At 48.0% G+C, this 15172-nt stretch carries 12 protein-coding genes; 6 read left to right on the forward strand and 6 right to left on the reverse strand.

Annotated features, from left to right (window positions below; all coding sequences use genetic code 11):
• Window positions 1-62: 62 nt before the first annotated feature.
• A complete protein-coding gene (manX, locus tag ACL9RG_RS06730; RefSeq protein ID WP_422791826.1) occupies window positions 63-1019 on the reverse strand; it encodes a PTS mannose transporter subunit IIAB in 957 nt (318 codons plus the stop codon).
• Window positions 1020-1623: 604 nt separating this feature from the next.
• Between manX and ACL9RG_RS06735 the strand changes: the two genes are divergently transcribed.
• A complete protein-coding gene (locus ACL9RG_RS06735; protein WP_422791827.1) occupies window positions 1624-3174 on the forward strand; it encodes a TerC family protein in 1551 nt (516 codons plus the stop codon).
• A 163-nt stretch (window positions 3175-3337) separates the two neighbouring features.
• Here the strand turns inward: ACL9RG_RS06735 and ACL9RG_RS06740 are convergent, their stop codons facing one another.
• On the reverse strand, window positions 3338-4924 hold the full coding sequence (locus ACL9RG_RS06740) for an EAL domain-containing protein (RefSeq protein WP_422791828.1): 1587 nt from the start codon (window positions 4922-4924) through the stop codon (window positions 3338-3340).
• A 100-nt stretch (window positions 4925-5024) separates the two neighbouring features.
• On the opposite strand from ACL9RG_RS06740, the gene ACL9RG_RS06745 reads away from it, so the two are divergent.
• Entirely contained in the window at window positions 5025-5252 is a 228-nt protein-coding gene (locus tag ACL9RG_RS06745; RefSeq protein WP_422791829.1) for a hypothetical protein, read from the forward strand.
• 28 nt (window positions 5253-5280) lie between these two features.
• On the opposite strand, the gene sdaA is transcribed toward ACL9RG_RS06745, so the two are convergent.
• The 3 genes from sdaA to pabB all read right to left on the reverse strand — a co-directional run bounded on the left by sdaA (window position 5281) and on the right by pabB (window position 8957).
• A complete protein-coding gene (gene sdaA, locus ACL9RG_RS06750; protein ID WP_422791830.1) occupies window positions 5281-6645 on the reverse strand; it encodes an L-serine ammonia-lyase in 1365 nt (454 codons plus the stop codon).
• A gap of 328 nt (window positions 6646-6973) precedes the next feature.
• Window positions 6974-7573, reverse strand: coding sequence for a CoA pyrophosphatase (locus ACL9RG_RS06755; protein WP_422791831.1), 600 nt, complete (start codon window positions 7571-7573; stop codon window positions 6974-6976).
• 10 nt (window positions 7574-7583) lie between these two features.
• A complete protein-coding gene (gene pabB, locus ACL9RG_RS06760; RefSeq protein ID WP_422791832.1) occupies window positions 7584-8957 on the reverse strand; it encodes an aminodeoxychorismate synthase component 1 in 1374 nt (457 codons plus the stop codon).
• Window positions 8958-9078: 121 nt separating this feature from the next.
• Between pabB and ACL9RG_RS06765 the strand changes: the two genes are divergently transcribed.
• Window positions 9079-9261, forward strand: coding sequence for a YoaH family protein (locus tag ACL9RG_RS06765; RefSeq protein ID WP_422791833.1), 183 nt, complete (start codon window positions 9079-9081; stop codon window positions 9259-9261).
• 83 nt (window positions 9262-9344) lie between these two features.
• Here the strand turns inward: ACL9RG_RS06765 and purT are convergent, their stop codons facing one another.
• Window positions 9345-10523, reverse strand: coding sequence for a formate-dependent phosphoribosylglycinamide formyltransferase (gene purT / locus ACL9RG_RS06770; protein WP_422791834.1), 1179 nt, complete (start codon window positions 10521-10523; stop codon window positions 9345-9347).
• Between the two features lie 229 nt (window positions 10524-10752).
• Here purT and cspE point away from each other — a divergent pair, with 229 nt between their 5' ends.
• The 3 genes from cspE (at window position 10753) to ACL9RG_RS06785 (ending at window position 14713) form a co-directional block, all read left to right on the forward strand.
• Window positions 10753-10962, forward strand: coding sequence for a transcription antiterminator/RNA stability regulator CspE (gene cspE / locus ACL9RG_RS06775; protein WP_422791835.1), 210 nt, complete (start codon window positions 10753-10755; stop codon window positions 10960-10962).
• A gap of 195 nt (window positions 10963-11157) precedes the next feature.
• Window positions 11158-12540, forward strand: a complete 1383-nt coding sequence (gene dbpA / locus ACL9RG_RS06780) for an ATP-dependent RNA helicase DbpA (protein ID WP_422791836.1) — start codon at window positions 11158-11160, stop codon at window positions 12538-12540.
• 133 nt (window positions 12541-12673) lie between these two features.
• A complete protein-coding gene (locus ACL9RG_RS06785; RefSeq protein WP_422791837.1) occupies window positions 12674-14713 on the forward strand; it encodes a S9 family peptidase in 2040 nt (679 codons plus the stop codon).
• The last annotated feature ends 459 nt before the right edge of the window (window positions 14714-15172 follow it).

Consider the following 15172-nt stretch of genomic DNA (forward strand, 5'->3'; position numbering starts at 1 on the left):
TGTAAAATATCCTCTGCATAAACAGCAGCCATCAACATTGGCGACCGTTTATTGTGCTGAGTCTATTGGGGAATTTTGCTAATCAAATCCATCATTTTTAGACGACTATCAGAAGAGACTTTGCGTACTTCCAGCTCAATACCTCGCTCATTGAGTTTTTTGAAGGCATCAATGTCTTTGCTGTCGACGGAAACCGCGTTGTTAACCTGGGTTTTGCCTTGACGGAAAGCCATACCGCCAATATTAACCGAGGTAATGGCTACGCCCCCTTCGACCAGTCGCAACACATCGGTTGGATTGGTGAATAGCAGCATGACCTTATCGCCAGCATATTTAGGGTTATCGTAAACGCGAATTGCTTTAGCGACGTCAACCACGTGCGCGGTAACGCCGGGAGGAGCCACCTGAGTCAGCAGTGTTTTGCGCACCGTATCTGCCGCCACTTCATCACTGACGACAATAATGCGGGTCACGTTGGTTTCTTTGGTCCAGCGAGTCGCGACTTGTCCATGAATGAGGCGGTCATCAATACGTGCCAAACCGATTTTCATATGATCGTGCGGGCCGGCAGGTGCGGCAGCCGGAGTCACTTTAGCGGGCTTAGGTTTTTCTGCTTCACTTTCAACTGCTTTCAGTGCGCGCACACCGCCACGCCCCGTTTCTAATGCTATTGCGACGAGCTCTTGTAGTGATGGATTGTCATCGCGCCCCATGAAAGTTTCCACCATCATCGGAATATTTACTCCGGTGATAACTTCATAATCTGGTTTATCGACGACGATACGGCTGGCGGCATTGAAAGGACTACCGCCCCAAGTATCGACCAAAAATATTACGCCTTTGCTGGTGTCTAACTCGGCAAGCTTGGCATTGTATTTCTCAATTAAAGTGTCAGCATTTTCACCGGGAATAAAATCGATAAATGCGACATTTTCTTGATCGCCAATCAACATTTCTGTTGTTTTCAGCAGTTGTTCTGCTGCCGATCCATGCGTGCCAATGATAATAGCAATACTCACTCGCTACCTCCTCTGTTAACCCGATACATGAGCGTTACCATAAAGCTCATGTAAGTGCCTTTATGATTTCTGAGGCTAAGCAGAGCGCCATCACGCTGTGTTTATGAGAACGCCTCTGCAAATACTTTCCAAAAAAACAGATGAAACATTTAAAGTGATTTATCGTTAAAACATCACGATGAGATTTATTTTAGTCTGTGAAAAAATAAATTGTGTGACGTCAGTCGGTTATTTAGTCAGTAAAAGATGGAGTTTTCGTCTTTGAGTGATTTTTATCCACTTCAGCATAAGGCGTGGTAGAACTGCTAAAAAATTGGACTTTTCGCTTATAGGCAACTCTGTTACAGTATATTTCCAATAATTGTAAAGGAGTGCCGGGCCTCAGCCCTCTGTATGGACTGTCATCGACGACCTTATCCATCTGTTTTAATCATCCAGCTTTTCCACCTTAGTACCGTTGTTAGTTCAGACAAACTGTCTGTCTTGGCGAACGCGTGCGCCCAGCAAATCCGCTGCCTCAGTCACATCTGCCGGTCTTGTTTACGACCTCGCGATGCGGGTGAACTACGTACTTTTTCTCTAACTGCTTAATACGGAGCCAGATATGGAATTTCTAATGGACCCGTCAATTTGGGTCGGTTTACTAACGTTAATCGTTCTTGAGATAGTACTGGGCATCGACAACGTGGTGTTTATCGCCATTTTGGCGGACAAGTTGCCGCCTAAGCAGCGTGATAAGGCACGTGTTATCGGGTTGGCGTTGGCGCTAGTGATGCGTTTGGGCCTGCTATCACTGATTTCCTGGATGGTGAAACTCACCACGCCACTGTTTAGCATTGCGCAATTTAGCTTCTCTGGACGCGATCTCATCTTGCTTCTGGGGGGGCTATTCCTGCTATTTAAAGCCACCAGTGAGCTACATGAACGCTTAGAAGGGCACGAAGCGCAGGGCAATAGCCGCGGCTATGCCAGCTTCTGGGCTGTTGTTGCACAAATTGTTGTCCTTGATGCGGTCTTCTCGCTCGATGCTGTTATTACTGCCGTAGGTATGGTGAATAACCTTGCTGTCATGATGACGGCGGTGATTATCGCCATGGGAGTGATGCTCTTTGCTTCGAAGTCATTGACGCGCTTTGTGAACTCACATCCAACGGTCGTGGTGCTGTGTCTAAGCTTCTTGTTGATGATTGGTCTGAGTTTGATTGCCGAAGGATTTGGTTTCCATATTCCTAAAGGTTATCTGTATGCCGCGATAGGCTTCTCAGTCTTGATTGAACTGTTTAACCAGATTGCTCGCCGTAATTTCATCAAGCACCAGTCACATCGTCCGTTGCGTGAACGTACCGCCGAGGCGATTCAGCGTTTGATGGGTGGTAAGCGTTATGAACACAAAGATGAAGACGAATATGACGAACGTCGCCCGCAGGTAGAGACCTTCGCGGAAGAAGAACGCTTTATGATTAGCGGTGTACTGACGTTAGCCTCGCGTACTTTGCGCAGCATCATGACGCCGCGTACTGAAATCTCTTGGGTTGATTGCTCACGTTCTGCAAGCGATATCCGTCGTCAACTGCTTGATACACCGCATAGTTTATTCCCAGTTTGTCGCGGTTCGTTGGATGAAGTTATAGGCGTCGTACGCGCTAAAGAACTGTTGCTGGCGCTCGATAATGGCGAAGATATCGTTGCCTTTGCCGAGCAGACACCGCCTATCGTGGTGCCAGAAACCATGGATGTCATCAAACTGCTGGCCGTTCTGCGTCGTGCGAAAGGTCGTCTGTTAGTGGTTAATAACGAGTTTGGCGTAATTCAAGGCGTGGTAACCGCATTAGATGTGTTGGAAGCTATTGCCGGAGAATTCCCAGACGAAGATGAAACCCCTGAAATTGTCGCTGATGGTGACGGATGGTTAGTGAAAGGGGGGACTGATTTACACTCCCTGCAACAACGTTTGAACACATCTGAATTGGTAAGCGCGAAAGATGACTATGCTTCGCTTGCCGGTCTTTTACTGGCGCAATCTGGCCAGATGCCTGTGGTCGGTGAGGTGATCGAGATTAATGATTTGCGCTTTGAAATTACCCAAGTGTCAGAGTATCGCATTGAGCAGGTGCGCATCGTCAAAATCATGAAGAGTGATAACTGGGAAATCTAAACCCTAACGTCGCATTAGTAACCTGGCAGCAGCCCTCTCTCCGGCTGCTGCTATTTTTCAAGTAGTCGCCACGCTTATCAAATCACCGTGAGTCTCATCGCATAAAAGCGACATTCAATTGTTTCTCTCATCCTACTTGTTGAGATTATCTCTCGCCGTAGCATTAGACTGATGGCTGTTCTTTTGGCGTCAGCATCGCTTCTTTCTGATAACGTTCAAGCCAAATTGGGAATACTTCAATCGCCATCGGACGTGCAAAGTAATATCCCTGCAGTGCTTGAACATGCTTGTCACGTAAAAACTCGGCTTGCTCACGAGTTTCGACGCCTTCTGCAATTAATTTTAATTTCAGGCGCTGTGCCAGCGTGATGATAGTCTCAGTGACTGTCGCATTGATGGCGTCCGTTCCGATAGCCCCAGTGAACGCCCTGTCAATTTTCAACACATCGGGCGTTAACGTTTTCAGATAACTTAGGGAACTGTGACCGGTGCCAAAATCATCTATCGCTAATTGAACACCGCTTTGTTTTAGCTGGTTGATTTGCTCTGCTTCAATGTCTTGCAAACTGGTGCGTTCGGTTAACTCCAGCATGAGTGAGACTTGAGGGTTAGCGTTAAACCACAACTTATTGATGTCCTCAACAATCTGCATCTTTTCAAAATGCTGTGCCGCAACGTTGATGCTGATATAGAACTGCGGGGTAGAGGGGAACAGCGCCAGATTGTCGCGGACATGTTTTATCAAATAGCGTGTTAGAGGAATGATTAAATTATGTTCTTCCGCCAGCGGGATAAACACTTCTGGAGAGATCCACTCCTGGCGGCGATTCTTCCAGCGTAATAGCGTTTCTACCCCGATGCAGCTGCCGTCTACGCTGCTAATAATCGGTTGGCAATAGACTTTGAATTCTCGGTTGGAGATGGCGTTGCTAATAGGATAGGTCAGACTCATACGCGTACCAGCTAAGAAATAGACAGCACAAGCGAACAGTAGACTTATCAATACAGACAGAGGGAGATGTCTGTACAACTCTGGATACGATAACGCATCGGCGCTATCACCATAAACCGAGACGGAGAAATTATAATGGGCTGATTGTGTCGTAAACAGCGGTGCTCCAATCAGCTTAGCTGTAGGCATTGGCTCAGTTTGGCCGTGCTCAAGGCTTTTATCCCCAACAATGAGCACAATTTTTTTCACTAATGGGCGCTGTGGTGAGAGGATAAAATCGGACAATAACTGAATATTATAGATATATAACAGGCCACTACGGCGATCTTCTGTGACTGGTTTCCATAACAACAAAATTGGGGCAGGAGAAGAAGAGATAAATGACGTGCTTAGTGTCAATGTTGACTGAGTAAAGTCACCATTGAAAATAGGTTGTGCTGCGTCAAGATTGCGCTCTCCCAACAGGCTCGAGCAACTAATATGCCCGTTACGTACGATGCCTATCGTGCGCAACGTTTGCAAATGGGCAATGTCGTAGCGCATAGCGGGTTGGAGGTCTGAGCAGGGTTGTTCAATCACGATTTTATCATTTAATTGGCTACTGTTTGCCAAAGAAAAAATCTTATCTAACTTATCAACTGCTCGATGGGCAATGGCCTGCTGGTCGTCGCTTATATGCTCTTTTTGTAGATAAAAAGTAATACCAAGAGTTAGCAAGAGTGCTAAGACGCCTATCACAGCCGCAATAGAAAGCCGGTAGTAGCGGTTTCTGGCATGATCCATATGGCGTAATGGCATCGTGCTAATCCTTTTTGTGTTTAAAATGCAGGTGCAGGATTTATCGTTTTTGTCGCTAGTAAGTATATTAAAACATTAGCAATATGAATCTGATGACCCGATGATTACGGACAGAAAACAACGTTTTTACCAAGCTACTGAGCCACCACATGGCAACAGTGAGTATTACAATGTTTTAGAATGCCGTAGTGGGGTAGTTGTTGGCAAGCGCAGAAAGGATTATTTCCTGAAAATAAAGCAGTTTCTTAGAGGTACGTTGCTTTATTCCACAGCTTTAATTGCGGCAGTTGATGTAAAACAGGCTGGCACTCAGATTTTAGCGTCCTGAGTGCCAATAAGCGTTATTTAAACTAAAATTAATCGCATTGTACTTTTATTGCCAGGCCACCGCGGGATGTCTCACGATATTTCGCGTTCATATCCTTACCAGTTTCGTACATGGTCTCGATGACTTTATCCAACGACACTCGCGGTTCGCTCGTACGACGCAAGGCCATACGAGCCGAGTTAATCGCTTTGACCGATGCGATGGCATTACGCTCGATACAAGGCACCTGAACTTGCCCGCCAACTGGGTCGCACGTCAACCCAAGATTGTGTTCCATACCGATTTCTGCGGCAACGCAGACTTGCTCTGGGCTTCCGCCAAGCAGCTCCGTCAGTCCGGCAGCGGCCATTGAGCAGGCGACACCGACTTCCCCCTGACAACCGACTTCTGCACCGGAAATTGAGGCGTTCATTTTGTACAAAATGCCGATTGCCCCAGAGGTCAAGAAGTAGCGCAGGTAAATATCAGGACTTACCGATTCGATAAACTGGTTGTAGTAGGCCAAAACCGCAGGAACAATGCCACAAGCTCCGTTAGTTGGTGCAGTAACCACACGTCCACCGGCCGCATTCTCTTCATTCACTGCCAGCGCGAACATATTTACCCAATCGATCACATTCATCGGATCGCTTGAGAGTTTATCGCTTGATACTAGCATCCGGCGCAGTGCTGGGGCACGGCGCGGTACGCGCAGTGGGCCAGGCAAAACACCCTCAGTATTTAAGCCACGATCGATACAGGCTTGCATGGTGTGCCAGATGCTTTCAAAGTAGCGATCAATATCGGCTTTACTATGCTGAGCCAGCTCATTTTTCATGATCAAGCCAGATAACGACAGGCCGCTTTCTTTGCATTTCTCAAGCAGTTCAGTCGCTGAGTTGAATGGATAAGGAACGGTAACCTCATCAACAACCGGCTGCCCAAAATGCTCATCATCAACGATAAAACCGCCGCCAATCGAATAATAAGTTTTGCTATAAACCATCTCTTCGCCGGAAAACGCATGAATCTGCATGCCATTTTCGTGACGTGAGAGATTTTCATTGCGAAAAACCATGCCGGTATCGCGAGGGAAATCAACTTCATGGCCACTTTGTCCAAGTGGCAGACGCTCATGCTGTTCTACATCGCGGATAAAGTGTGGGATACCATCGATATCAACGGTGTCTGGCTTATTACCCGCCAGACCTAAAATGATGGCGATATCGGTATGGTGGCCTTTGCCCGTCAAAGACAAAGAACCATAAACATCCACCGCGACGCGAGTGACGTTAGGGAGAATTCCTTTCTCTTGCAGATCATCTACAAATTGCTTCCCGGCTTTCATTGGACCAAGCGTATGGGAACTGGATGGACCAATTCCGACTTTAAACATGTCGAAAACGCTAATCACACTACTACTCCTCTTATTAGGCGAACCCCAGAAGCGAACAATCCATCAAGGTCGTTTTAGACATCCTGATGTTAGCCTACGTTTTGTTTATTTTTTATTAGTAAGTTTTGTTCGTTGCTTAATACAAAGTTTATTATTTCTAAATTGCAGCGAATCTTATCATAATTGCATAGTGTAAAATGGCTGGCGCAGTTACACAGCCTTTTTCGCATGAAATAAAATAATTCGTTGGGAAAGTGTGATGCAGGCACTAAGCAAACGGTTTCTACTCTGCAAATTACAGTGGCTGGTTATCTGTATTAATGAAGGCCGCTGGATAAAACAATTATTAAATACTGACCTGTTCCGCCATTTGACGAATGATGGCCGCGGTCATGCCCCAAACAAACTGCTGTTGGTACCAAGAAAGGTAAACGCGATGCTGCAAGCCTGCTCGATGAATATCCAGAGCATGATAGCGTGAGAGGTTGAAGGCTTCATATAAAGGTAATTCAAACACGTCGGCGACTTCATCCTCGCAAGGGAATAACGGCACTTGAGGCGACACTAAACCGACAACCGGCGTCACTTGGTAGCCAGTACTACTGTCGATAGTATTGAGTGTGCCAATCACCTGTACCTGCTCTGGAGGGATGCCAACCTCTTCGTTAGCTTCGCGCAGTGCGGTAAAGATAAGCGATGTGTCGCTAGTGTCTGCTGCGCCACCGGGGAAGGCGACCTGACCGGCGTGTTTGCGTAATTTATCAGAACGTCTAGTCAGTAACAGCGTCGGTTGCTCATGGCAAATTATTGGAATTAACACCGCAGCCTGCCGCACGCCTTGCGCTTTTTTTACCGCAGGTGGCATCTGTAACTGAAAGCGACAGATAAATTCAGCTAATGCTGATGGGGCGCTCGGCAATTGAACATGCGGTAATGAATTCACCATTCTTGATCCTTTATTCACGGTTAATACCCAGTAACGGCAAAATACGCCCAACCTTATCAAAGGTTTCTTGATATTCAGCTTGTTCCTCACTATCAGCGACTACACCGCCACCGGCCCAGCAGTAGATGCGGCCTTGCTCGGTCAATAACGTGCGGATGGTGATATTGCTATCCATCGTACCGCAGCAACTGATGTAGGCAATGCTGCCACAATAACCGTTGCGCCGTTGTGGCTCGAGTTGCTCAATAATCTGCATGGCGCGGATTTTTGGTGCGCCTGTAATCGAGCCGCCTGGGAAGCAAGCTCGTAGCAGCGCGGTTGGCTGGCATGCCGTGGGTAATGTCGCCGTAATAGTACTCACCAAATGATGGACCGCTGGGAATTGTTCAACCACGAACAATTCTGGCACCCTGACGCTGCCCGGCGTGGCGACGCGGCCAATATCATTACGCAGTAAATCGACAATCATCAAGTTTTCTGAGCGATCTTTGGCTGATGCCGCCAGTTTTTCTGCTTGTTGGCTATCTGCTTTAGCATCGGCGAGTCGCGGCAGGGTGCCTTTAATCGGTCGGGTTTGTACCTGATGGTCTGCCATCCACAAAAAACGCTCAGGCGATAAGCTGAGCACGGTATTTTCGGGCAAGCGTAAAAAAGCGGAAAAAGGGGCACTGTTGGCCTGATTAAGTCGTAAAAACGCCTGCCACTCATCGCCGTGATAAGTACTACTAAAACGCTGGGTCAGATTTATTTGGTAGCAATCGCCACTTTGTAAGTATTCCTGCACCTGGCGGAATTTCTCGCCATATTGCTGGCGACTCATATTACTTTGCCAGGCGGAGTCGAGCATAAAATCGCGCTGCGGCGTGCTTTGTTGTTGTGACAGCCAGGCGAGACGAGCCTGTGCATCGCCTTGGCAAACCAGTGTTAAACACTGACGTTGATGATCGGCAATCAGCGCCCAGTCATAAATGCCCACGGCCATATCTGGCAAGTTAATATCACGCTCTGCCAGTATTGGCAGTTGCTCTATTCTGCGGCCAAGGTCGTAACCAAATAAACCCATTACGCCGCCCTGGAAGGGGTAATCAGCGTGGGGTGTTGCCTGTAACCCAGCTTGCGCTAATTGTTGCTCAACGAGCGTAAAGGGGTCATCAGCACTGATGAGCGTTTGATTTTGCGCCCAGATCTCGGTTTCTTCGCCATGCGTGGTCAGTGTGCGAATGGGATCGGCGACCAAAATATCAAAGCGGCTATGCGCATGTTGCGCGGCTCCAGAATGTAACAACATCGCCCAAGGTGTGGCGGACAGAGGTGCAAATCGCTCCAACAAAACATCAGGATGATAAGGCAATGGGTGATAAACAATGGAGTGGTTTGCAGGCATGTTATCTGAACTATTATATGGCAGTAGGATGGCGATCCTAACATAGATTCTGACGAGGAGGTCATCCAATCAATATCAGGGTATACTGTGCGTCCTCCACCTCTAATAACAGGAATTTCTCATGCTGACGGGTATGCCTTCACTCTCACATAACGAACAACAACAAGCCGCTGAACGCATTCGCGAATTAATGGAAGGGGGCATGAGCAGTGGTGAGGCCATCGCTATCGTGGCACAAGAGATCCGTGAACAACATCAAGGCGATCGCGTGACGGTTATTTTTGATGATGAAGATGACGAGTAACGCCTAAATGAGATGAAAAAACGGACGCCTATTTGTGCGTCCGTTTTTGTTTTTATCCGCGCTTAAATCGGCGCCGATGCAGATTAACCTTTTACAACCACCGCAGCGGCGGCATTGATCGCCGTTTCTACCGCTTGTTCAATAGTGTCACCGATTGACAGCGCCACGCCCAGACGGCGTTTTCCGCTGATTTCTGGCTTACCGAACAGACGTACTTGGTTCGAGCCGACTAAGGCTTTTTCCAACCCGCTGAAGCTGACATTATCGCTGGTCAATTCAGGCAGAATAACGGCCGAAGCAGAAGGGCCAAATTGACGAATAGTGCCGATTGGTAGGCCGAGGAAAGCGCGAACATGTAGCGCAAACTCGGACAAGTCCTGAGAAATCAGGGTGACCATGCCAGTATCGTGTGGGCGAGGGGAGACTTCGCTGAAGACGACATCATCACCGCAGATAAACAGCTCAACGCCGAACAGACCTTTACCACCCAGCGCTTCGACTACGCTTTTGGCAATTGTTTTTGCGCGTTCTAACGCCAGCTCACTCATCTGTTGTGGCTGCCATGATTCGCGATAGTCGCCGTCTTCCTGGCGGTGGCCGATAGGGGCACAGAAATGAATGCCATCGATAGCGCTAATGGTCAGCAAGGTGATTTCAAAATCAAACTTCACTAAACCTTCCACAATCACACGCCCGCCACCGGCGCGACCGCCTAGCTGAGCATAATCCCAAGCTTGTTGCAGCGTTTCTTCGCTACGGATCAGGCTTTGGCCTTTACCAGAGGAGCTCATAACCGGCTTAATGATGCACGGGTAGCCAATTTCGCTCACCGCCTGACGGAAGATGGTTTCATCGTCAGCAAAACGATAGGTTGATGTTGGTAACTTCAGAGTTTCGGCGGCCAGACGACGGATGCCTTCACGGTTCATGGTCAGACGCGTGGCTTCAGCACAAGGCACAACGTTGTGCCCTTGTTTTTCTAATTCCACCAGCATGCTGGTGGCGATAGCTTCAATTTCTGGCACGATGAAATCAGGGCGTTCACTCTCAATAACCTGCTTTAACGCGTCGCCATCAAGCATATTAATCACGTGGCTGCGGTGGGCAACTTGCATGGCAGGTGCATCGGCGTAGCGGTCAACGGCAATCACTTCCAGACCTAAGCGTTGGCACTCAAGCGCCACCTCTTTGCCCAGTTCGCCAGAGCCTAATAACATAACGCGGGTTGCGCCAGCGCGCAGTGCAGTTCCAAGGGTTAACATAGCGTGGTACCTAACTTTTCGTTGATCACAGGATATTGTCGGCTGCGCCCCATTATTTCTCGGGAACCGCAGAATCGGCGCATTATATACGAGAATAATCCATGACGAAAACGATTGCGTAAGAGGGTGGCAAATTTGCGTGTAAGCGGGGAATATGCGTTAATATGCGCACGGTCGCCATTGAGGCGGCTGTTTTTATATAGAAAAGTACAGTGTAAAGGATAGTAAAATGAGTAAGTTAAATGGTCAGGTAAAATGGTTTAACGAGAGCAAAGGTTTTGGTTTCATCACCCCTGCTGATGGTTCTAAAGACGTTTTCGTGCATTTTTCCGCTATCGTTAGCGATGGTTTCAAAACTCTGGCTGAAGGTCAGAACGTTGAGTTCACCATCCAAGACAGCCCACGTGGTCCGTCTGCTGCCAACGTTGTTGCTCTGTAATAACTATTAAGCGACACCTTTTAGGTGTTGCTAGTATTGCAAGATGAAACGTTATTTAAAACCCGCCTTAGCCGCGGGTTTTTTTGATGCTGCTTTTTTGTCGTTAAGTGCCTCTGTCTGTTATCATCTTGCGCAATACATGGCGCCATTATTTCTGCCGCTGCCCCGTTTTTGTCCTAATAAAGAGTTATCGCCTTGAGCACGCATTCTTTTTCTACCCTGACTTTGCCCGCTGAGCAGCTTTCCAACCTCGAAGAGTTGGGCTATTCCCAAATGACGCCCATTCAGGCTGCATCATTACCCGCTATTTTATTAGGGCTGGATGTCAGAGCAAAAGCCAAAACCGGTAGCGGTAAAACAGCTGCATTCGGCATTGGTTTGCTCGATAAAATCACCGTTAATGATTTTGTGACTCAGGCGATGGTGTTATGTCCAACGCGCGAGTTGGCCGATCAGGTCAGTAAAGAACTGCGTCGTCTGGCAAGATTTACCCAAAATATTAAAATTCTGACGCTATGTGGCGGTCAACCAATCGGGCCACAGCTAGAGTCTTTGGTACGTCCTGCGCATATTGTGGTGGGAACGCCGGGACGTATTCAGGAACACCTGCGTAAAGGCACATTAAAGCTCGATCATCTTAAAGTACTCGTACTTGATGAAGCGGACCGTATGTTGGATATGGGCTTTAGCGATGATATCGAAGACGTGGTCAGCTATACCCCGGTTAATCGCCAGACGTTGTTGTTCTCGGCAACCTATCCCGATGGTATTGAGCGTATCAGCAACAAATTCCAGCGTCAGCCGTTGAATGTGGAAATCGAAGGTGGGGATGATGTTGCTGATATCGAGCAGGTCTTTATCGAAGCTGACCGTCACAATCGCCTACAGCTATTAGTCGCTGTGCTGTATCAGCACCAGCCAGCGTCTTGCGTGGTGTTCTGCAATACTAAACGTGACTGTCAGGAAGTGGCTGATACTTTAGTCTCTAAAGGGATTGATGCGTTAGCATTGAACGGCGATCTTGAGCAACGCGATCGCGACCGTGTCTTGGTGCGTTTCTCTAATGGCAGCTGCCGTGTTTTAGTCGCGACCGATGTTGCCGCACGCGGATTGGATATCAAACAGCTGGGGCTGGTGATTAACTACGAGCTCTCTTTTGATCCTGAAGTTCACGTGCACCGTGTCGGCCGTACCGGGCGTGCTGGTACGCGCGGCGTTGCGGTTAGCTTAGTCACACCACAAGAAATTGGGCGTGTTAACGCATTAGAAGATTATACCCGGCAGAAAATTGTCTGGCAGAAGGCCAGCCAAAGCTTGGCGGCAACGCCTGTTACACTGGAACCTGAAATGGCGACGCTGTGTATCGACGGTGGCCGTAAAGCGAAAATTCGCCCGGGCGATATCCTCGGTGCCTTGACCGGTGATGCCGGTTTAACGGCGGCTGAAGTCGGTAAAATCGACATGTTCCCGATACATGCCTATGTCGCCATTCGTAAAAGTAGCGCCAAAAAAGCGTTACAGCGTTTGCAGGAAGGCAAAATCAAAGGTAAGAGCTGCAAGGCATTTATGCTGCGCTAAAACCGTTGTGTGCTTGCTCCTCTCCCCGTCAATTCCTCGGGGAGAGGTCTTATCATCTATGGTTACACTCTTGGTTTCCCTCATGAAACCTGTCACTCTTAGTTCACGATTAAGAGGACTAAGAGAGCCCGATATGATGACCCCTCCAAAGGCGGATAAACGCCCACATCCGTTAACGATTCACGGCGACACCCGCGTTGATGACTATTATTGGTTGCGCGATGATGAACGCGCCGATCCCGATGTGCTCTCCTACCTTAATGCTGAAAATGCCTGGACCGATGCGGCGCTGTTACCGCATCAAACGTTGCGTGAAACGCTATACCAAGAGATGGTTGATCGCATTCCACAGCAAGACCACTCTGTGCCTTACGTTAAAAACGGTTATCGCTATCAAACGCGTTATGAACCGGGCAATGAATACGCCATTTATTTACGTCAGCCGGAAGCTGAAACCCAGCAGTGGCAAACTCTACTTGATTGCAATCAGCGCGCCGACGAGCGTGATTTTTATAGTTTGGGCGGATTGGACGTTAGCCCGGATAACCAGCATTTATTGATCGCAGAAGATTTTCTCTCGCGTCGCCAATATGATATCCGCATCAAACATTTGGCCGATGACAGTTTTTCATCGGAAGTGTTGAGTAATACTTCCGGTAACGCCGAATGGGCTAATGATTCACAAACGCTGTATTACGTACGTAAGCATAAAAAGACGCTATTGCCCTATCAGGTTTACCGCCATCGAGTTGGCAGCGATCCGCAAGATGACGTACTGATCTATGAAGAAAAAGACGACACGTTTTATGTCGGCCTGGATAAAACCACTTCTGACCGCTATATCTTGATTCATCTTGATAGCACCACAACCTCAGAAATTTTGCTGCTGGATGCCAACGATCCGCAGGCAACGCCGCAACTCTTCTTATCCCGTCGTAAAGACCACGAATATGGTTTGGATCATTACCAAGACCATTTCTACATTCGCTCTAACAAAGACGGTAAAAACTTCGGCTTGTACAAAAGCACCAGCCCGAATGAAAGCGACTGGCAAACGTTAATTGCCGCGCGTGATGATGTGATGTTGGAAGGCTTTAGCCTGTTCCGCGACTGGCTGGTTATTGAAGAGCGCCAGCAAGGATTGACACATCTGCGCCAGATTCATTGGCAAAGTGGAGAAGAAAAATCGTTGGCCTTTGACGATCCAACCTATGTGACCTGGTTGTCTTACAATCCAACGCCCGATACAACGTTGCTGCGTTACGGCTACTCCTCAATGACTACGCCAAGTTCTTTGTATGAGCTGGATCTCGACAGCGGTCAACGTACCTTGCTCAAACAGCAAGAGGTGAAGGATTTTGACCCGAGCAATTATCGTAGTGAGCGAGTTTGGGTAACAGCACGTGATGGCGTTCAGGTGCCGGTTTCTGTGGTTTACCGTAAGGATTTATTCAAGGCTGGGCAAAATCCAGTGCTGATTTATGCCTATGGTTCTTACGGCAGTAGCATGGACCCGGCTTTTAGCGGCAGTCGCCTGAGTTTACTGGATCGCGGCTTCGTGTTTGCCTTGGCACATATTCGCGGCGGTGCTGATTTAGGCCAGCAGTGGTACGACGACGGTAAGCTGTTTAATAAGCTTAATACCTTCCACGATTTTATCGATGTTACCGAGCAGTTGGTTACCGATGGATTTGCTCACTCCGGGCAGGTTTATGCCATGGGCGGCAGCGCCGGCGGTCTGCTGATGGGAGCGGTAGTCAATCAGGCTCCACAATTGTATCGCGGCATTGTAGCCCAGGTGCCTTTCGTTGATGTCGTGACGACTATGTTAGATGAGTCTATTCCGCTAACGACCGGCGAATATGACGAGTGGGGCAACCCGAACGAGAAAGCGTATTACGATTATATGCTGCAATACAGCCCTTATGATCGAGTCGTCGCACAGGATTATCCACATATGCTGGTCACCACCGGGCTACACGATTCTCAGGTTCAATACTGGGAGCCCGCCAAGTGGGTCGCTAAGCTGCGTGAGCTGAAAACTGATAACAATCAGTTGCTGCTGCATACCGATATGGATTCAGGACACGGCGGTAAATCGGGTCGGTTTAAGGCTTATGAAGATATTGCCTTGGAATATGCATTTGTGCTGGCGTTAAGCGATAACGCATAACAATAAATAGCAGATAGCGGGTGGTTTTTGTGATGCTTACTATCTGTTTACTTGCACATCTTTGGATGCCTCCAAAGAGCTAACAAAAAACCCGCTTGATGCGGGTTTATTTTAAATGCGTGGCTTGATTATGCGGCGGCTGCTTTCTTAGCGCGTTTTTCTGCTTTTTTCTCTGCAGGTGTTTTCAATGGCTTTTTCTTCGCATTCTTTTTGCTATCCATACCTTTACTCATCATTGCCTCTCTTAAGCTAGTGGATGGGGTTGCTCCGTCATTAACTGCCCATTTATGCCAACTTGCAAGTGGAGAATCTGCAGTTTCAGATAATCTGCTGTTTGTGTGGTGATTATTTTTTATTCTTCAGGCACGGTTTCAACGCGGTTTTTTCATACTGATTTGCAGGAAAAATGCGCTATCGTTCGAAAATAATAGACTTTTTTGCTATTAACGGGCCGTTTTG

This window comes from Rouxiella sp. Mn2063 (assembly GCF_049319665.1).
GTDB lineage: Bacteria > Pseudomonadota > Gammaproteobacteria > Enterobacterales > Enterobacteriaceae > JBMOUD01.

Excerpts from the sequence above, each read along its gene's own strand:
- pabB (WP_422791832.1), bottom strand. The coding sequence starts at position 8,957 with ATGCCTGCAAACCACTCCATTGTTTATCACCCATTGCCTTATCATCCT.
- ACL9RG_RS06785 (WP_422791837.1), top strand. The coding sequence starts at position 12,674 with ATGATGACCCCTCCAAAGGCGGATAAACGCCCACATCCGTTAACGATT.
- ACL9RG_RS06765 (WP_422791833.1), top strand. The coding sequence starts at position 9,079 with ATGCTGACGGGTATGCCTTCACTCTCACATAACGAACAACAACAAGCC.
- purT (WP_422791834.1), bottom strand. The coding sequence starts at position 10,523 with ATGTTAACCCTTGGAACTGCACTGCGCGCTGGCGCAACCCGCGTTATG.
- ACL9RG_RS06735 (WP_422791827.1), top strand. The coding sequence starts at position 1,624 with ATGGAATTTCTAATGGACCCGTCAATTTGGGTCGGTTTACTAACGTTA.
- ACL9RG_RS06755 (WP_422791831.1), bottom strand. The coding sequence starts at position 7,573 with ATGGTGAATTCATTACCGCATGTTCAATTGCCGAGCGCCCCATCAGCA.
- ACL9RG_RS06745 (WP_422791829.1), top strand. The coding sequence starts at position 5,025 with ATGATTACGGACAGAAAACAACGTTTTTACCAAGCTACTGAGCCACCA.
- ACL9RG_RS06740 (WP_422791828.1), bottom strand. The coding sequence starts at position 4,924 with ATGCCATTACGCCATATGGATCATGCCAGAAACCGCTACTACCGGCTT.
- cspE (WP_422791835.1), top strand. The coding sequence starts at position 10,753 with ATGAGTAAGTTAAATGGTCAGGTAAAATGGTTTAACGAGAGCAAAGGT.